Source organism: Klebsiella sp. OBRC7 (assembly GCF_000293135.1).
In the GTDB taxonomy this organism is placed as follows: domain Bacteria; phylum Pseudomonadota; class Gammaproteobacteria; order Enterobacterales; family Enterobacteriaceae; genus Klebsiella; species Klebsiella michiganensis.
This window is the reverse complement of the sequence record NZ_ALNJ01000014.1, coordinates 18,699-36,258: the sequence shown is the minus strand read 5'-3', so window position 1 is coordinate 36,258 and position 17,560 is coordinate 18,699. Positions and strand designations below refer to the sequence as shown.

Genomic DNA, 17,560 nt, shown 5'->3' with positions numbered 1-17,560 from the left:
ACCGGCAGAACTAGCTCTCTTTGGCGGGCTTTATCGCGGGCAGGGCGCGCTGCATCGGCACCGGCAGCCAGGCGCGAATTAATAATCCGCCGCGTTCGCTGGAGCCAAGTTCCAGCTTACCGTTATGGTTATCGATAATGCGCTGAACGATAGCCAGGCCGAGGCCGGTCCCGCTAATCGTACGGGCGCTATCGCCGCGCACGAACGGCTGGAACAAATGCTCACGCTGCTCCGGTTTAATTCCCGGACCGTCATCTTCCACCTGGAACCAGGCCCGGTTCCCCTCGCTGCCGCTGCTGACTTTAATCCAGCCGTTACCGTAGCGGGCGGCGTTGACCACCATATTCGCCAGCGCGCGCTTGATGGAGAGCGGATGCACGCGCAGCGGGATCTCGCCCGGCTGCAGGTCGGTGGCGATTTCTCGCTCGTAGCCGCTCTCCGCCGCAATCACTTCCCCCAGTACCGCGTTAAGGTCCGTCAGCTCCATCGGCATCTCCTGGCCGGTGCGCAGGTAGTCGATAAACTGCTCGATAATGGCGTTACACTCTTCTATATCTTTATTAATCGACTCGGCGAGGTAGCCGTCCTCTTCGCCCATCATCTCCGTCGCCAGACGGATACGCGTAAGGGGAGTGCGTAAATCATGGCTCACCCCGGCCATCAGCAGCGTGCGGTCATCCGCCAGCTGCTTCACGCCAGCCGCCATGTGGTTAAAGGCGCGGGTCACCGATCGCACTTCCGATGCGCCGTATTCGCGCAGCGGCGGGGGAATAATCCCTCGCCCGACCTGAAGCGCCGCGTGCTCCAGGTCGACAAGCGGTCGGTTCTGAATACGAATAAAAAGCCAGGCGCCGCCAATCGCCAGCAGCATGATGGCCAGGGTGTAGCGGAACAGCGGCGAGAAGTCGCCCTGGTGGATTTCGGTCAGCGGTACGCGCACCCAGATATTGGGAGAAAGCCAGGTTTTCAGCCATACCACGGGGGAGCTTTTGTTTACCTCGACCCGCACTTCAGTCGGCCCGCCGAGCTGGTGCGCCATCTGCTGACTTAAGAATTCATAATGCTGCGCCCAGCGCAGGCCTGCGTCTTCCGCCGCTTCGTTGGAATAGAGCGAAATGCCCAGCTCGCGGTAAATCTCGCGGCGAAACGCCGGCGGCACCACCAGTTGAGTGCCGTCTTCCAGCTGGAGTTTATCGGTCATCAGCATACGCACTTCGTAGGCCAGAACCTTATTAAACTGCTGGAGACTGGGCAGGATCGCGAAATTCAGCACCACTAAATAGGTTGTCACCAGGCTGGCGAACAGCAAGGTGACGATCAGTAACAGAGTGCGGGCAAACGAGCTTCGCGGCGAAAAGCGCACGCGTTTCATGCCTTAGAGCCGTCCGGGACGAAAACGTAGCCCAGGCCCCAAACGGTCTGGATATAGCGCGGATGCGCCGGATCTTCTTCCACCATGCGGCGCAGGCGGGAGATTTGTACGTCGATGGAGCGCTCCATGGCCGAATATTCACGGCCGCGGGCGAGGTTCATCAGCTTATCGCGGGATAATGGTTCGCGCGGATGGCTCACCAGCGCTTTCAGTACCGCGAATTCACCGCTGGTCAGCGGCATAGGCTCATCTTCGCGGAACATCTCGCGGGTGCCGAGGTTCAGCTTGAACTTACCAAAGGCGATAACCGCTTCTTCCTGCGAAGGCGCGCCCGGCAGTTCGTTAGCCTGGCGGCGCAGCACGGCGCGGATACGGGCCAGCAGCTCGCGCGGGTTGAACGGTTTTGGGATGTAGTCGTCGGCGCCGATTTCCAGGCCCACGATACGGTCAACTTCTTCCCCTTTCGCCGTGACCATAATGATCGGCATCGGGTTGCTCTGGCTGCGCAGGCGGCGGCAAATGGACAGGCCATCTTCGCCCGGCAGCATGAGATCCAGCACCATCAGGTGGAAGGATTCACGGGTCAGCAGGCGATCCATCTGTTCAGCGTTCGCCACGCTACGAACCTGGAAGCCCTGCTCGGTCAGATAACGTTCGAGTAGCGCACGCAGGCGCATGTCGTCATCGACAACCAGAATCTTATAATTCTCTTGCATTGTTTATACTCCCAAAGGTTCACTGCAATTGTCAGTACGTATTCTCAAAAAAGCCCGGGTCGCCCACCAGCGAAATCTGGTATATATTCCAGGCTAAATTGTTACAAAGCATATTTAACAGCAGCTTAAGTATACATTTAAGCATAAGACACATTATTTATCCTGTTGGTATGATGACGTGCGACGAATTGTGCGCAGCATTGCACAAAGATCTGTAATCAGGAGCCGGAACCTTCGATGAAAACGCCGCTGATCACCCGTGAAGGGTATGAAAAACTGAAGAAAGAGATGGATACCCTGTGGCGCGAAGAACGTCCGGAAGTCACCAAAAAGGTGACCTGGGCGGCGAGCCTCGGCGACCGCAGTGAAAACGCCGATTACCAATACAATAAAAAGCGCCTGCGTGAAATCGACCGCCGGGTGCGCTACCTGACCAAGTGCCTTGAGCAGCTGAAAATCGTCGATTATTCGCCGCAGCAGGAGGGGAAGGTCTTTTTCGGCGCGTGGGTGGAGATTGAAAACGATGCGGGCGAGACGAAGCGCTTCCGGATTGTCGGCTACGATGAAATCTTTGGCCGCAACGACTACATCTCCATTGATTCGCCAATGGCGCGCGCGCTGCTGAAAAAAGAGGTCGGTGATTTAGCTATCGTGAACACCCCCGCGGGCGAGGCGGCCTGGTACGTGAACGAAATTGAATACGTCAAAGCCAGATAGGTCCGGAACATTCCGAGAGGCTTTGGTCGCGGCTGGCATTTTAGCGTGCCAGTCCGTATAACTATCCCCCTGATTTTTGATCCTAAAGATGAATTAAACCGATGATGAATGATTCGCTCTGCCGCATTATTGCGGGTGAACTTCAGGCCAGGGCTGAACAGGTAGAAGCTGCCGTTCGCCTGCTTGATGAAGGGAATACCGTGCCGTTTATTGCACGCTATCGTAAAGAAGTCACCGGCGGTCTGGATGACACGCAGCTGCGTAATCTGGAAACCCGCCTGGGCTATCTGCGTGAACTTGAAGACCGTCGTCAGGCGATCCTGAAGTCCATCGGCGAGCAGGGCAAGCTGACCGAGGCGCTGGAAAACGCCATCAACGGGACGTTGAGTAAAACCGAGCTCGAAGATCTCTATCTGCCGTACAAGCCGAAGCGCCGCACGCGCGGGCAGATCGCCATTGAAGCCGGGCTGGAACCGCTGGCCGATCTGCTGTGGAACGAACCCTCTCACGACCCGGAAACCGAAGCCGCTAAATATATCGACACCGACAACGGCGTAGCGGACACAAAAGCCGCTCTCGACGGCGCGCGCTATATCCTGATGGAGCGCTTTGCTGAAGACGCGGGCCTGCTGGCGAAAGTGCGCGACTATCTGTGGAAAAACGCCCACCTGGTGGCGACCGTCGTCAGCGGTAAAGAAGAGGAAGGGGCGAAATTCCGCGACTACTTCGATCACCATGAACCGATCGCCACCGTCCCGTCGCACCGCGCGCTGGCGATGTTCCGCGGCCGCAACGAAGGTGTGCTGCAGCTCTCTTTAAATGCCGACCCGCAGTTCGACGAGCCGCCGAAAGAGAGCCACGGCGAGCAAATCATTATCGACCATCTCGGCCTGCGCCTGAACAACGCCCCGGCGGACAGCTGGCGCAAGGGCGTGGTGAGCTGGACGTGGCGCATCAAGGTGCTGATGCACCTCGAAACCGAACTGATGGGTACCGTACGCGAACGTGCGGAAGATGAGGCAATTAACGTCTTTGCCCGCAACCTGCACGACCTGCTGATGGCCGCGCCGGCCGGGCTGCGCGCCACCATGGGCCTCGATCCGGGCCTGCGCACCGGTGTCAAAGTTGCCGTCGTTGACGGTACCGGCAAGCTGGTGGCTACCGATACCATCTACCCGCATACCGGCCAGGCCGCAAAAGCGGCGGTAGCGGTTGCCGCGCTGTGTGAAAAGTACAACGTTGAGCTGGTGGCGATCGGCAACGGTACCGCCTCGCGTGAAACCGAGCGCTTCTTCCTCGACGTACAGAAGCAGTTCCCGAAAGTGACCGCGCAGAAGGTCATCGTCAGCGAAGCGGGCGCGTCCGTGTACTCCGCCTCCGAGCTGGCGGCGCTGGAGTTCCCGGATCTCGACGTTTCCCTGCGCGGCGCGGTCTCTATCGCCCGTCGTCTCCAGGATCCGCTGGCTGAGCTGGTGAAAATCGATCCCAAATCCATCGGCGTCGGCCAGTATCAGCACGATGTCAGCCAGACCCAGCTGGCGCGTAAGCTGGACGCGGTGGTGGAAGACTGCGTGAACGCCGTCGGCGTCGATCTGAATACCGCTTCCGTCCCGCTGCTTACCCGCGTCGCCGGTCTGACCCGCATGATGGCGCAGAATATCGTCTCCTGGCGCGATGAGAACGGCCAGTTCCAGAATCGCCAGCAGCTGCTGAAGGTGAGTCGTCTGGGGCCGAAGGCCTTTGAACAGTGCGCGGGCTTCCTGCGTATCAACCACGGTGACAACCCGCTGGACGCCTCAACCGTGCACCCGGAAGCGTATCCGGTGGTGGAACGCATTCTGGCGGCGACTCAGCAGGCGCTGAAAGATTTGATGGGCAACAGCAGCGAGCTGCGTCATCTGAAAGCCGCTGACTTCACCGATGAGAAATTCGGCGTGCCGACGGTGACCGACATCATCAAAGAGCTGGAAAAGCCGGGCCGTGATCCGCGACCTGAGTTTAAAACCGCCCAGTTCGCCGATGGCGTAGAGACCATGAACGACCTGCTGCCGGGGATGATCCTCGAAGGCGCGGTGACCAACGTCACCAACTTCGGTGCGTTCGTTGATATCGGCGTTCATCAGGACGGCCTGGTGCATATCTCTTCCCTGTCGAATAAGTTCGTTGAAGACCCGCACACGGTGGTCAAAGCGGGCGATATCGTGAAGGTGAAAGTGATGGAAGTCGACCTGCCGCGTAAGCGCATCGCGCTGACGATGCGTCTGGACGAGCAGCCAGGCGACAGCAACGCGCGCCGTGGCGGCGGAAGCGATCGTCATCAGGGTAACCGCCCGGCGGCGAAGGCCGCTAAACCTCGCGGTCGCGAAGCGCAGCCAGCGGGCAACAGCGCGATGATGGACGCGCTGGCGGCGGCAATGGGTAAAAAACGCTAGTCTCTTTCCGGCCCCTTTTCTGAGGGGCCGTTTCTCCTCTGCTCTTCGCCATATTGCGCAAACAAGCATCAGTATTTTCTTATAACCTCTTAATAAGCGCGTATTGCGGATAATGAGTTTATTATTTTCATTTCATTAACCAATGACACCTTTATTAAACATTCGCTAAGCAGAAATAATGATTCTCGCTACGGCCATGACAAAATAGAGTTTGCTCAATATCAACAAATGCTCAATTTCCTGTTTAAAAAAAGAATCGAGCGCATTATATGTATTGATGATAAAAACTATTCTCATTATCATTATTTCCATTGAATATTTTTTATTCTTCGTTGGCTACGGTTCCTGGCGCCGCGTCTCAGGCGCATACGGAAAACTCTCTTTTCAGTTGGCGATAAACAAGTAGGTCCTATGCAATTCACACCTGATAGTGCGTGGAAAATCACCGGCTTCTCCCGCGATATTAGTCCGGCGTATCGGCAGAAGCTGCTGTCCCTCGGGATGCTGCCGGGGTCGTCTTTTAATGTGGTCCGCGTGGCGCCGCTCGGCGACCCAATTCACATTGAAACCCGACGCGTTAGCCTGGTATTACGTAAAAAGGATCTTGCGTTAATTGAGCTGGAAGCGGTTGCACAATAATGCCTGACCGGCACTAAGAGTATGAATATGAAAAAATTAACCCTTGGTTTAATTGGTAATCCAAATTCCGGGAAAACAACGCTGTTTAACCAGCTCACCGGCGCGCGCCAGCGTGTCGGGAACTGGGCGGGGGTGACCGTTGAGCGCAAAGAGGGTGGCTTCAACACCACCGATCATCAGGTCACGCTGGTAGACCTTCCGGGCACGTATTCCCTGACCACCATCTCCTCGCAAACTTCGCTGGATGAGCAGATTGCCTGCCACTATATTCTCAGCGGCGACGCCGACATGCTGATTAACGTGGTCGATGCGTCCAATCTGGAGCGTAACCTCTATCTGACGCTACAGCTGCTGGAGCTCGGCATCCCCTGCGTGGTCGCGCTGAATATGCTCGATATCGCGGAAAAACAGAACATCCGCATTGATGTCGACGCCCTGGCCGCCCGCCTCGGGTGCCCGGTGATCCCGCTGGTTTCCACCCGTGGGCGCGGTATCGAAGCCTTGAAAATGGCTATCGACCGCCATCAGCAGAATCAGGATATTGAACTGGTGCACTATCCGCGGCCGCTGCTGCGCGAGGCGGACAAGCTGGCGGAGATAATGGCCGCGGACATTCCGCCGCGCCAGCGCCGCTGGCTGGGTTTACAGATGCTTGAAGGCGATATTTATAGCCGCGCCTTCGCCGGAGACGCCGCCCACAAGCTGGACGTAGCCCTGGCGAATTTGAGCGAAGAGCTGGATGACCCGGCGCTGCATATCGCCGATGCCCGCTACCAAAGCATTGCCGCCATTTGCGATGCGGTCAGTAATACCCTTACCGCCGAGCCCAGCCGCTTTACCACAGCGATGGATAAAGTGATCCTCAACCGCTTCCTCGGCCTGCCGGTCTTCCTGTTCGTTATGTACCTGATGTTCTTGCTGGCGATTAATATTGGCGGCGCGCTGCAGCCTATTTTTGATGCCGGTTCCGTCGCTATCTTTATTCACGGCATACAGTGGATTGGCTACTCTCTTCACTTCCCGGACTGGCTGACGGTGTTCCTCGCCCAGGGGATTGGCGGCGGTATCAATACCGTGCTGCCGCTGGTACCGCAGATTGGCATGATGTACCTGTTCCTCTCTTTCCTTGAAGACTCTGGCTATATGGCGCGGGCGGCGTTTGTGATGGACCGCCTGATGCAGGCGCTGGGGCTACCGGGGAAATCCTTCGTGCCGTTAATCGTCGGTTTTGGTTGCAACGTTCCGTCGGTGATGGGCGCGCGTACGCTTGATGCCCCGCGCGAACGTTTGATGACCATTATGATGGCGCCGTTTATGTCCTGCGGCGCGCGGCTGGCGATTTTCGCCGTCTTCGCCGCCGCCTTTTTCGGCCAGAACGGCGCGCTGGCGGTCTTCTCCCTGTACGTGCTGGGGATTGTGATGGCGATTGCGACCGGATTGATGCTGAAGCATACCATTATGCGTGGCGAAGCATCGCCGTTTGTGATGGAGCTGCCGGTGTATCATGTTCCGCACGTGAAAAGCCTGCTCATCCAGACCTGGCAGCGCCTGAAAGGCTTCGTCCTGCGGGCAGGTAAAGTTATCGTTATCGTCAGTATCTTCCTCAGCGCGCTGAACAGCTTCTCGCTGAACGGTAAGATCGTCGATAACATCAACGACTCGGCGCTGGCGTCGGTCAGCCGGGTGATTACCCCGGTGTTTAAGCCGATTGGCGTACATGAGGATAACTGGCAGGCGACCGTCGGCCTGTTTACCGGCGCGATGGCGAAAGAAGTGGTGGTCGGGACGCTGAACACCCTCTACACCGCCGAAGATATCCAGAACGAAGCGTTTAATCCGCAGGCGTTTAACCTCGGCGATGAGCTACTGGCCGCGGTAGATGAGACCTGGCAGAGCCTGAAAGACACGTTTAGCCTGAGCGTGCTGGCCAACCCTATCGAAGCCAGTAAAGGCGACGGCGAAATGGCAACCGGCGCGATGGGCGTGATGGGCAGCAAATTCGGTAGCGCCGCTGCGGCGTACAGCTACCTGATTTTCGTCCTGCTCTATATTCCCTGCATCTCGGTCATGGGGGCGATTGCCCGTGAGTCGAGCCGTGGCTGGATGATGTTCTCGGTTCTGTGGGGGCTGAATATCGCTTACTCGCTCTCTACGCTGTACTACCAGACCGTCAGCTTTAGCCAGCATCCGCGCTATAGCCTGGTGTGCATTCTGGCCGTTGTGTTATTTAATATTGTGGTCTTCGGCCTGCTGCGCAGAGCCCGTAGCCGGGTGGACGTCTCGCTGCTGGCGACGCGCAAAACGCCGTCGTCCTGCTGCCAGAGTCCGACTGGCGATTGTCACTAAGGAGCGATGATGGCGTCGTTAATTGATGTGCGCGATATGCTGGCCCTGCAGGGGAGAATGGACGCAAAGCAGCTCAGCGCCCGCCTGCAAGCGCCGCAGCCGTTGATCGACGCGATGCTGAGCCGTCTGGAAGCGATGGGTAAAGCGGTGAAAGTGACCGAGGATGCCGGTGGCTGCCTCTCCGGCAGCTGTAAAAACTGCCCGGAAGGCAAAGCCTGCCTGCGGGAGTGGTGGTCGCTGCGCTGATTGGGCTGTGAAGGCAGGTTTCCCGGATTGCGGCTTACGCCTTATCCGGGCTACACGCCTGTGCGGTTTGAGTCTGGTAGCCCGGGTAAGGCGTTTACGCCGCGACCCGGGAGATTCGATCACAGATTTGTACGGTTTTGGGGTGGGGAGCGCGGAGAGTCTCACCGCGCCGCCTCCGGGCCCAGGGTTGCAAGCGGGTCCTGAGACCCGCTTTCTGGCTTACTTGTAGACGTCCGCGTTAGCGTGAACCGTTTTCTCGTTCTTCTCGCCTGCAATCACCACGAAATAGGTGCCGCCCAGCTCATCCGCTTTTTTCGACAGATCGCGCTTTGCATCCATCGGAGAGGTCGTTCTGGAGGTGGTAATAGAACCAATTTTGGTCAGGTTCATCTTAGCCACTTCGTCTTTTTGAATTTCCTTGGCGGCGAACGCGCCGAAGGACAGGGAGCCAATCACCAGAGATGCAACAATTCCTGTAACAAATTTCATAGCCTCTACTCTCCATTAGGTTGTTTTTTTAGGTCACGGGTCCGGCGTGAAATAGTCAACCCCCGCAACAACCTAAGTATTGCTGCACCTTGCGTTTTTACCATGTCCCGCTAAAAAAATTTATCGATCTCATGCTTCAGCTCAATCAGCGGAGCGCAAAACGCCTGCGGATGTGAAATGAATGGCGCATGGGCGGCTTTATCGAAGACAATCGACGTGCTTTTTGGCCATAGCGCATCGAGAACCGGGATGATTTTACGCGGCACCAGGCCATCCAGGCGACCGTACAGGCGCAAAAACGGCACGTCGAGGGTAGTCAACGGCTGGCGTAAATCGGCGGTTTTGAGGATCTCCAGCCCGCCGTTTAAAACCTCCGGCGACGGCATCGGTAGCGACAGCACCGTGCTCTTCAGCGCTTTCGCATCCTGACGCGCGCTTTCGGTACCCAGGGTTTGCAACGCCAGAAAGCGTTCGACGGTGCGTTGAAAATCTTCGCTCAGCTGCTGCTGAAATCCGCTCAGCACGTCGGGCTTAATGCCGGGCCAGCTGTCGTGAGCGCTAAAGCAGGGGGAAGAGGCGACGGTGACCAGCGCCTGCAAGCGGTCGGGATGGGATAACGCGACCTGGCTGGCCACCAGCCCGCCGAGGCTCCAGCCTAGCCAGATCGCGCGATCCGGCGCGTTTTCCAGCACCCGCTGCGCCATCTCTTCCAGCGACATCGCGCCAAAGCCGCCGCTGCTGCCATAGCCAGGCAGGTCGACGAGGTGCAGCGTAAAATGCGAAGCCAGCTGCGGCGTGATGCAATCCCACACTTTGGCATTCAGCCCCCATCCGTGCAGCAGCACAAGATGACAATTTCCTTCGCCCGTGGTCTGCCACGCGATCGTTTTCATCAGTTACTGTTCTCTTTCCACCAATATGAGGGGGAAATATGCTAACAGCACACAGCTTATGCTGGCTATGCCAAATGCCGCTGGCCATCGCCAGCTGGGGGATCTGCTCGCGATGCGCGTCGGCGCTGCTGGCGTCTGAACCGCTGTGCCCGCGGTGCGGCCTGCCGGCCCAATCAAGCACGCTGCCCTGCGGGCGATGCCTGCAAAAACCGCCGCCGTGGCAGCGGCTGGTGACGGTGAATGACTATCGACCGCCGCTGAGCGGCCTGATTCACCAGCTGAAATTCAATAAGCGGCCCGAGCTGGCCCCGGCGCTGGCGCGTCTGCTGCTGTTGCGCATTCGCCAGCGTCGGGATCTTCCCCGCCCGGACCGGATAATTAGCGTGCCGCTCTGGCAGCGTCGCCAGTGGAAGAGGGGATTTAATCAGAGCGATCTGCTGTGCCGACCGCTCTCCCGCTGGCTGGACTGCGCCTGGCGCAGCGATGCGCTAACCCGCCGGCGCCGCACCGCCACCCAGCATCAGCTCAGCGCCAGATTGCGTAAACAGAACCTGAAAAACGCCTTCCAGCTTGAATTGTCGCTACAGGGCCACCATATCGCCATTGTGGATGATGTCGTCACAACCGGAAGCACCGTCGCCGAGATATCCCGCCTGCTTTTGCGAAACGGCGCCGCGACGGTTCAGGTATGGTGTATATGCCGTACCTTGTAGACCCCTGCTGATGGGCGTATTATAACCCAGTAAAATAGTCAACTATTAGGCCAACGCTATGATCCGTATTTCCGATGCTGCACAAGCGCACTTTGCCAAACTGCTGGCAAATCAGGAAGAAGGGACACAAATTCGCGTATTTGTGATCAATCCCGGCACCCCTAACGCCGAGTGCGGCGTGTCCTACTGCCCACCGGATGCGGTGGAAGATTCCGATACCGCGCTGAAGTTTGAACAGCTCACCGCTTATGTCGATGAACTTAGCGCGCCGTATCTGGAAGACGCTGAAATCGATTTTGTTACCGACCAGCTGGGCTCCCAGCTGACGCTGAAAGCGCCAAACGCCAAGATGCGCAAAGTGTCCGACGATGCCCCGCTGATGGAGCGCGTCGAGTACCTGCTGCAGTCGCAGATTAACCCGCAGCTGGCCGGTCACGGCGGGCGCGTCACGTTGATGGAAATCACCGAAGATGGCCTGGCGATTCTGCAGTTCGGCGGCGGCTGTAACGGCTGCTCGATGGTCGACGTGACCCTGAAAGAAGGGATCGAGAAGCAGATGCTCAGCGAGTTCCCTGAATTGAAGGGCGTACGCGACCTGACTGAACACCAGCGCGGCGAGCACTCCTACTACTAATTATCCGCCCGGTTGCCTTTGCGCAGCCGGGCGGTTCCCCCATGTTACCGCGCAACATTCCCCGTTAAGCGACCCGGCAAAAACCCGGGAAAGAGTATGACTTAAGTCTCATATTTGAAATTTTCACCGCCCAGGTGATTCTCAAACTTCATATGTTACCCGTATCATTCACTTCAGGCGCCACAGATAAAAAAATAGCCAGCTATCCTTTCTCTGGGTAAGGATAAAGCCAGCTTCTACGGCGTCAGACATTTTTTGTTCCGGTCGGAACGGATGAAGTCAATGTTGAAACTATGACGTTACCCATAACAAATTAAGGCCAGGTAAATCATGCCATTAGTCATCGTTGCTATCGGGGTTGCCCTGTTATTGTTGCTGATGATCCGTTTCAAGCTGAACGGGTTTATCGCTCTGGTTCTGGTGGCACTTGCCGTCGGGCTCATGCAGGGTATGCCTCTGGATAAAGTTATCGTCTCCATCAAAAACGGCGTTGGGGGAACCCTCGGCAGCCTCGCGCTGATCATGGGCTTCGGCGCGATGCTCGGTAAAATGCTGGCGGACTGCGGCGGTGCGCAGCGTATCGCCACCACGCTGATTGCCAAATTTGGTAAACAACATATTCAATGGGCGGTTGTGCTGACCGGTTTTACCGTCGGCTTCGCCCTGTTCTATGAAGTGGGCTTCGTACTGATGCTGCCGCTGGTCTTTACCATCGCCGCATCCGCCGGTATCCCGCTGCTCTATATCGGCGTACCGATGGCGGCCGCGCTCTCCGTGACGCACGGTTTCCTGCCTCCGCACCCGGGCCCGACGGCCATTGCCACTATTTTCCATGCCGACATGGGTAAAACCCTGCTGTTCGGTACGATTCTGGCGATCCCGACGGTTATCCTCGCGGGGCCGGTTTACGCACGCTTCCTGAAAGGTATCGATAAGCCGATTCCGGAAGGCCTGCATAACCCGAAAACGTTCACTGAGGAAGAGATGCCGGGTTTTGGCGTCAGCGTCTGGACCTCGCTGGTGCCGGTTATCCTGATGGCTATGCGCGCCGTGGCCGAAATGGTGCTGCCGAAAGGTCATGCCTTCCTGCCGATCGCGGAATTCTTCGGCGACCCGGTGATGGCGACGCTGATCGCGGTACTGATCGCCATGTTCACCTTCGGTCTCAACCGCGGTCGTTCAATGGAGCAGATTAACGATACGCTGACCTCCTCGATCAAAATCATCGCCATGATGCTGCTGATCATCGGCGGCGGCGGCGCCTTCAAGCAGGTGCTGGTCGATAGCGGGATGGATAAATACATCGCCTCTATCATGCATGAATCCAATATGTCCCCGCTGTTTATGGCGTGGTCGATTGCTGCGGTTCTGCGTATCGCGCTGGGTTCCGCCACCGTTGCGGCTATCACCGCGGGTGGTATCGCCGCGCCGCTGATCGCCACCACCGGCGTGAGCCCTGAACTGATGGTTATCGCCGTTGGCTCCGGCAGCGTTATCTTCTCCCACGTTAACGATCCGGGCTTCTGGCTGTTTAAGGAATACTTCAACCTGACCATCGGCGAGACTATTAAGTCGTGGTCGGTGCTGGAAACCATTATCTCCGTGTGCGGTTTGATCGGCTGCCTGCTGCTGGGGATGGTGGTATAAGCTGCTTGTCCGCCTAAAACGGGCCGGGTCGCCGCGAGGCGAACCCGGCTTTTTTATGCGCTCTGGCCACAACGGCCAGACTTATCGCAGTAATACCCGCCTGCGCGCGGCGGCTGACATTGAAATTCAGCAAACTATCCCCCATTCTAGATCTCATGCTATAGCGCGGGACGCGCGCTTCATTCACCCTATTCAACAGGACTGCGCATATGACCAATCCATTACTGACGCCTTTTTCATTACCGCCATTCTCTGCCATCAAACCCGAGCACGTGGTCCCCGCGGTCACTAAAGCGCTGGATGATTGCCGGGCGGCGGTAGAGCGCGCGGTGGCGCAAGGGGCGCCGTATACCTGGGAAAATCTTTGCCAGCCGCTGGCGGAAGTAGACGACGTGCTGGGGCGTCTTTTTTCCCCGGTCAGCCACCTGAACTCGGTCAAAAACAGTCCGGAGCTGCGCGAAGCCTACGAGCAGACCCTGCCGCTGCTTTCGGAGTACAGCACCTGGGTTGGGCAGCATGAAGGCCTGTACAAAGCGTACCGCGACCTGCGCGACGGCGACCATTACCCCACCCTGAATACCGCGCAGAAAAAAGCGGTCGATAACGCGCTGCGTGATTTTGAACTCTCCGGTATTGGCCTGGCGAAAGAGCAGCAGAAACGCTACGGCGAAATCGCCGCCCGCCTCTCCGAGCTGGGCAATCAGTACAGCAACAACGTGCTCGACGCGACCATGGGCTGGACCAAGCTGATCGCCGATGAATCTGAGCTCTCCGGCATGCCGGAAAGCGCGCTTGCTGCAGCGAAAGCCCAGGCTGAAGCCAAAGAGCAGGAAGGATTTCTGCTGACCCTGGATATCCCGAGCTATCTGCCGGTAATGACCTACTGCGACAATCAGGCGCTGCGTGAAGAGCTGTATCGCGCCTATTCCACCCGCGCCTCCGACCAGGGGCCGAACGCCGGAAAATGGGATAACGGCCCGGTGATGGCGGAAATTCTTGCCCTGCGCCACGAGCTGGCGCAGCTGCTGGGCTTCGACAGCTATGCCGACAAGTCGCTGGCGACCAAAATGGCGGAAAATCCGCAGCAGGTGCTCGACTTCCTGACCGACCTGGCTAAACGCGCCCGTCCGCAGGGTGAGAAAGAGCTTGCCCAGCTGCGCGCCTTCGCCAAAGCCGAATTCGGCGTGGATGAACTGCAGCCGTGGGATATCGCTTACTACAGCGAAAAACAGAAGCAGCATCTTTACAGCATCAGCGATGAACAGCTGCGCCCGTACTTCCCGGAAAACAAAGCGGTTAACGGCCTGTTCGAGGTGGTTAAGCGTATTTACGGTATTACCGCGAAAGAGCGTACTGACGTTGACGTCTGGCATCCGGAGGTGCGCTTCTTCGAACTCTATGATGAAAATAACGAGCTGCGCGGCAGCTTCTACCTCGATCTCTACGCCCGCGAACACAAACGCGGCGGGGCGTGGATGGATGACTGCGTCGGCCAGATGCGCAAGCTTGACGGCACGCTGCAAAAGCCGGTCGCTTATCTGACCTGCAACTTTAACCGTCCCGTCAGCGGTAAGCCGGCGCTGTTCACCCACGATGAAGTGATCACCCTGTTCCACGAGTTTGGTCACGGTCTGCACCATATGCTGACCCGTATCGATACCGCCGGCGTGTCTGGCATCAGCGGGGTACCGTGGGATGCGGTCGAGCTGCCGAGCCAGTTTATGGAAAACTGGTGCTGGGAGCCGGAAGCGCTGGCGTTTATCTCCGGCCACTACGAAACCGGCGAGCCGCTGCCGCAGGAGCTGCTGGAGAAAATGCTGGCGGCGAAAAACTACCAGGCGGCGATGTTTATTCTGCGCCAGCTGGAGTTCGGCCTGTTCGACTTCCGCCTGCATGCGGAGTTCAGCCCACAGCAGGGCGCGAAAATCCTCGAAACGCTGGCGGAAATTAAGCAGCAGGTCGCGTTGATTCCCGGGCCGTCGTGGGGCCGCTTCCCGCACGCCTTCAGCCATATCTTCGCCGGAGGTTATGCGGCGGGCTACTACAGCTACCTGTGGGCCGACGTGCTGGCGGCGGATGCCTTCTCGCGCTTCGAAGAGGAGGGGATCTTCAATCGCGAAACCGGCCAGTCGTTCCTCGACAACATCCTTAGCCGCGGCGGTTCGGAAGAGCCAATGGTCCTGTTCAAACGCTTCCGCGGTCGCGAGCCGCAGCTGGACGCGATGCTTGAGCATTACGGTATTAAGAGTTAATCCTGTTGTGAAAATTTGTTTAATTGATGAAACGGGCGCCGGAGACGGCGCCTTATCCGTTCTGGCTGACCGCTGGGGGCTGGAGCAGGATGAGGACAACCCGATGGCGCTGGTGATGACGCCGGCGCATCTTGAGCTGCGCAAGCGCGATGAACCGAAGCTTGGCGGTATCTTTGTTGATTTTGTCGGCGGGACGATGGCCCACCGGCGCAGGTTCGGCGGCGGACGCGGCGAGGCGGTGGCAAAAGCGGTGGGAATCAAAGGCGACTATCTGCCGGATGTGGTCGATGCGACCGCCGGTCTGGGAAGAGACGCCTTTGTGCTGGCGTCAGTCGGCTGTCGCGTGCGGATGCTGGAGCGTAACCCGGTGGTTGCCGCGCTGCTCGACGATGGCCTGGCGCGCGGCTACGCCGATGCGGAGATCGGCCCGTGGTTGCAGGAGCGGTTACAGCTGATCCACGCTTCCAGCCTGACGGCGCTGACCGATATCACCCCGCGCCCGCAGGTGGTCTATCTCGACCCGATGTTTCCGCATAAGCAGAAAAGCGCGCTGGTGAAGAAAGAGATGCGGGTATTTCAGTCGCTGGTGGGGCCGGATTTAGACGCCGACGGTCTGCTGGAACCGGCGCGACGGCTGGCGAGCAAACGGGTAGTGGTTAAGCGCCCGGACTACGCGCCGCCGCTGGCGGACGTGGCGACGCCGAACGCGGTGGTGACCAAAGGCCACCGGTTTGATATCTATGCCGGAACGGCGGTTGAGCCGCAGGGGTAAGCAACTTGCGTCAGGGCCCTTTCCCCGGGGGCGGCGCGTTGCGCCTGCCCGGGCTACGGGTTCGTGCGGTCTGGGGGAGCACCGCTTCCGGAAAACCCCGTCGACCGCACCGTGTTTACGCGCTTTTTGTATTAATCATCCGGTTCAGCCACGGCACCATGATCGCCATGACCACCGTTACGCCCAGGGTCACCAGGCCAATTTTGCTGAAGACATCGGTATAAATCGGCAGCGTCTGTAGCGGGTCGGTAATATTATCCGGTACGGCGGTGAAGGTCGCCACGTAGCCGCCCAGCAGGAACGCGGCCGCCTGCGTCAGGAACCACATCCCAAGAATAAAGCCCATCAGATGCTGCGGTACCAGCGCGGCGACCATCGCCAGCCCCAGAGCGCTAATCAGCAGTTCCCCCAGGCTCTGGAACAGATAGACCAGCACGATAAACCACGGCGAGGTCAGCCCCTGGGCATCGGCAAACCACATTCCCGCCGCGGCGGCCGTCAGGAAACCCAGCGCGCACAAGAACATGCCAAGGGTAAACTTCATCGGCATAGTCAGGTCTTTGCCTTTATTGCCTAAACGCGTGTAGATAGCGGCGAGGATCGGGCTGGCCACCACCACCCAGAACGGGTTTAGCGCCTGAAAGCTCACCGGGTTAATCGCGAAACCAAGTATTTCATGGTGAACGTTATTGATAGCAAAGAAGTTGAGCGAGGTGGGCATCTGCGCGTACAGAATATAAAACAGCACCGCTTCCAGCATCAGGATAAAGGCGACGAACATTTTGTTGCGCCCGGTTTTATCCAGCTTGAAGGCCTCGCGGAAGAAGAAAATCGTCACCACCACTGAGAGGATAATCAGCACCAGGTTGGCGATTTTGACATTATGCATTAGCCAGGCGCAGAGAAAAATCATGACCACCGTACCGGCCAGCACGTACAGTAAATTGCGCAGGCTCAGCGGTTTGTGGTCCGGCTCAGAGCCGATATCCTTCACCATCCCTCGACAGGCGAAGTAAACCAGCAGGGCGACGATCAGCCCCGCGCCGCAAAGGTTGTAGGTCACCGCGTAGCCGAACTTATCGGCAATCACCGGCGCCAGCGAGAGCGACAGCAGCGAACCGATATTGATCGACATATAAAACAGCGTGAAGGCGCCATCCAGACGGGCATCTTTTGGCGGGTAGCATTTGGACAGCAGGCTCGCCGGGTTGGCTTTAAACAGGCCGTTACCCACCGCAATGGTCCCCAGCGCGATGAAAATCAGATTGGGTTGGTGCAGCGACAGGCCGGTCATAAAGTAGCCCGCTGCCAGCACAATCGCGCCCAGAACCAGCGTACGTTTCGTACCCAGCAGATGATCGCCGACATAGCCGCCGATGGAGATAAGGCCGTAGACCAGCGCGGCAAACGCGCCGAAGGTAATAAACGCCTGCTCCTGAGAAAAACCAAGCTGTTTAACAAAGAATACGGCCAGGATGCCCTGAACGCCGTAATAGCCAAATCGCTCCCATAGTTCCACAAAAAAGATCATGAAGAATGGGCGAGGTTGCTGCAGCAAGCCTGTCGGTGCGGTTGAATTCATCTTTCTTCGCCTTTAAGTCCTGTCCGGAAAAGTATGAACGCGTATGCCAAAACGCGCTGAAAAAGGTTAATTTTGCGTAATGATATGATGTTTATCTATTTTGGCGAATT

The 17,560-nt window shown here is 57.8% G+C and carries 15 protein-coding genes; 10 read left to right on the top strand and 5 right to left on the bottom strand.

Going from position 1 to position 17,560, the window contains the following annotated elements; translation table 11 throughout:
- Window positions 1–10: 10 nt before the first annotated feature.
- Window positions 11–1,372 (bottom strand): two-component system sensor histidine kinase EnvZ, encoded by a 1,362-nt coding sequence (gene envZ, locus HMPREF1144_RS02515; RefSeq protein WP_004855221.1) that lies wholly within the window; start codon window positions 1,370–1,372, stop codon window positions 11–13.
- Window positions 1,369–2,088, bottom strand: a complete 720-nt coding sequence (ompR, locus tag HMPREF1144_RS02510; RefSeq protein WP_001157751.1) for a two-component system response regulator OmpR — start codon at window positions 2,086–2,088, stop codon at window positions 1,369–1,371. The genes envZ and ompR overlap by 4 nt, the downstream gene beginning before the upstream one ends.
- Before the next feature lie 237 nt (window positions 2,089–2,325).
- Here ompR and greB point away from each other — a divergent pair, with 237 nt between their 5' ends.
- From greB to feoC, 5 genes are all read left to right on the top strand, one after another.
- Window positions 2,326–2,805 (top strand): transcription elongation factor GreB, encoded by a 480-nt coding sequence (gene greB / locus HMPREF1144_RS02505; protein ID WP_004855215.1) that lies wholly within the window; start codon window positions 2,326–2,328, stop codon window positions 2,803–2,805.
- A gap of 101 nt (window positions 2,806–2,906) precedes the next feature.
- Complete coding sequence (locus HMPREF1144_RS02500; RefSeq protein ID WP_009651769.1) at window positions 2,907–5,237, top strand: Tex family protein; 2,331 nt, start codon at window positions 2,907–2,909, stop codon at window positions 5,235–5,237.
- Between the two features lie 411 nt (window positions 5,238–5,648).
- A complete protein-coding gene (gene feoA / locus HMPREF1144_RS02495) occupies window positions 5,649–5,876 on the top strand; it encodes a ferrous iron transporter A (RefSeq protein ID WP_004126281.1) in 228 nt (75 codons plus the stop codon).
- A gap of 27 nt (window positions 5,877–5,903) precedes the next feature.
- The gene (gene feoB, locus HMPREF1144_RS02490; protein ID WP_004855200.1) at window positions 5,904–8,222 is read left to right on the top strand and encodes a Fe(2+) transporter permease subunit FeoB; all 2,319 of its coding nucleotides are present in this window, start codon (window positions 5,904–5,906) and stop codon (window positions 8,220–8,222) included.
- 9 nt (window positions 8,223–8,231) lie between these two features.
- Entirely contained in the window at window positions 8,232–8,468 is a 237-nt protein-coding gene (gene feoC / locus HMPREF1144_RS02485; RefSeq protein WP_009651772.1) for a [Fe-S]-dependent transcriptional repressor FeoC, read from the top strand.
- Window positions 8,469–8,687: 219 nt separating this feature from the next.
- On the opposite strand, the gene HMPREF1144_RS02480 is transcribed toward feoC, so the two are convergent.
- Both HMPREF1144_RS02480 and bioH read right to left on the bottom strand, forming a co-directional pair.
- Window positions 8,688–8,957: a YdgH/BhsA/McbA-like domain containing protein gene (locus HMPREF1144_RS02480; protein WP_004134288.1), complete on the bottom strand. Its 270-nt coding sequence runs from the start codon at window positions 8,955–8,957 to the stop codon at window positions 8,688–8,690.
- 110 nt (window positions 8,958–9,067) lie between these two features.
- Window positions 9,068–9,850 carry a pimeloyl-ACP methyl ester esterase BioH gene (gene bioH / locus HMPREF1144_RS02475; RefSeq protein WP_042926885.1) on the bottom strand — a complete coding sequence of 261 codons (783 nt, stop codon included), beginning with the start codon at window positions 9,848–9,850 and terminating at the stop codon, window positions 9,068–9,070.
- A 38-nt stretch (window positions 9,851–9,888) separates the two neighbouring features.
- Here bioH and gntX point away from each other — a divergent pair, with 38 nt between their 5' ends.
- From gntX to rsmJ, 5 genes are all read left to right on the top strand, one after another.
- The gene (gene gntX / locus HMPREF1144_RS02470) at window positions 9,889–10,563 is read left to right on the top strand and encodes a DNA utilization protein GntX (protein WP_004855191.1); all 675 of its coding nucleotides are present in this window, start codon (window positions 9,889–9,891) and stop codon (window positions 10,561–10,563) included.
- Between the two features lie 58 nt (window positions 10,564–10,621).
- Window positions 10,622–11,197 carry a Fe-S biogenesis protein NfuA gene (nfuA, locus tag HMPREF1144_RS02465; protein WP_009651752.1) on the top strand — a complete coding sequence of 192 codons (576 nt, stop codon included), beginning with the start codon at window positions 10,622–10,624 and terminating at the stop codon, window positions 11,195–11,197.
- A 330-nt stretch (window positions 11,198–11,527) separates the two neighbouring features.
- Window positions 11,528–12,844 (top strand): gluconate transporter, encoded by a 1,317-nt coding sequence (gntT, locus tag HMPREF1144_RS02460; RefSeq protein WP_004855187.1) that lies wholly within the window; start codon window positions 11,528–11,530, stop codon window positions 12,842–12,844.
- 209 nt (window positions 12,845–13,053) lie between these two features.
- Window positions 13,054–15,096 carry an oligopeptidase A gene (gene prlC, locus HMPREF1144_RS02455; protein ID WP_009651757.1) on the top strand — a complete coding sequence of 681 codons (2,043 nt, stop codon included), beginning with the start codon at window positions 13,054–13,056 and terminating at the stop codon, window positions 15,094–15,096.
- A 7-nt stretch (window positions 15,097–15,103) separates the two neighbouring features.
- Window positions 15,104–15,868, top strand: a complete 765-nt coding sequence (gene rsmJ, locus HMPREF1144_RS02450; RefSeq protein ID WP_009651771.1) for a 16S rRNA (guanine(1516)-N(2))-methyltransferase RsmJ — start codon at window positions 15,104–15,106, stop codon at window positions 15,866–15,868.
- Between the two features lie 115 nt (window positions 15,869–15,983).
- On the opposite strand, the gene dtpB is transcribed toward rsmJ, so the two are convergent.
- Window positions 15,984–17,450 (bottom strand): dipeptide/tripeptide permease DtpB, encoded by a 1,467-nt coding sequence (gene dtpB / locus HMPREF1144_RS02445; protein ID WP_042926881.1) that lies wholly within the window; start codon window positions 17,448–17,450, stop codon window positions 15,984–15,986.
- Window positions 17,451–17,560: the final 110 nt, after the last annotated feature.

Excerpts from the sequence above, each read along its gene's own strand:
- ompR (WP_001157751.1), bottom strand. The coding sequence starts at position 2,088 with ATGCAAGAGAATTATAAGATTCTGGTTGTCGATGACGACATGCGCCTG.
- dtpB (WP_042926881.1), bottom strand. The coding sequence starts at position 17,450 with ATGAATTCAACCGCACCGACAGGCTTGCTGCAGCAACCTCGCCCATTC.
- envZ (WP_004855221.1), bottom strand. The coding sequence starts at position 1,372 with ATGAAACGCGTGCGCTTTTCGCCGCGAAGCTCGTTTGCCCGCACTCTG.
- feoA (WP_004126281.1), top strand. The coding sequence starts at position 5,649 with ATGCAATTCACACCTGATAGTGCGTGGAAAATCACCGGCTTCTCCCGC.
- nfuA (WP_009651752.1), top strand. The coding sequence starts at position 10,622 with ATGATCCGTATTTCCGATGCTGCACAAGCGCACTTTGCCAAACTGCTG.
- feoC (WP_009651772.1), top strand. The coding sequence starts at position 8,232 with ATGGCGTCGTTAATTGATGTGCGCGATATGCTGGCCCTGCAGGGGAGA.
- HMPREF1144_RS02500 (WP_009651769.1), top strand. The coding sequence starts at position 2,907 with ATGATGAATGATTCGCTCTGCCGCATTATTGCGGGTGAACTTCAGGCC.
- prlC (WP_009651757.1), top strand. The coding sequence starts at position 13,054 with ATGACCAATCCATTACTGACGCCTTTTTCATTACCGCCATTCTCTGCC.
- gntX (WP_004855191.1), top strand. The coding sequence starts at position 9,889 with ATGCTAACAGCACACAGCTTATGCTGGCTATGCCAAATGCCGCTGGCC.
- feoB (WP_004855200.1), top strand. The coding sequence starts at position 5,904 with ATGAAAAAATTAACCCTTGGTTTAATTGGTAATCCAAATTCCGGGAAA.
- HMPREF1144_RS02480 (WP_004134288.1), bottom strand. The coding sequence starts at position 8,957 with ATGAAATTTGTTACAGGAATTGTTGCATCTCTGGTGATTGGCTCCCTG.
- gntT (WP_004855187.1), top strand. The coding sequence starts at position 11,528 with ATGCCATTAGTCATCGTTGCTATCGGGGTTGCCCTGTTATTGTTGCTG.
- greB (WP_004855215.1), top strand. The coding sequence starts at position 2,326 with ATGAAAACGCCGCTGATCACCCGTGAAGGGTATGAAAAACTGAAGAAA.
- bioH (WP_042926885.1), bottom strand. The coding sequence starts at position 9,850 with ATGAAAACGATCGCGTGGCAGACCACGGGCGAAGGAAATTGTCATCTT.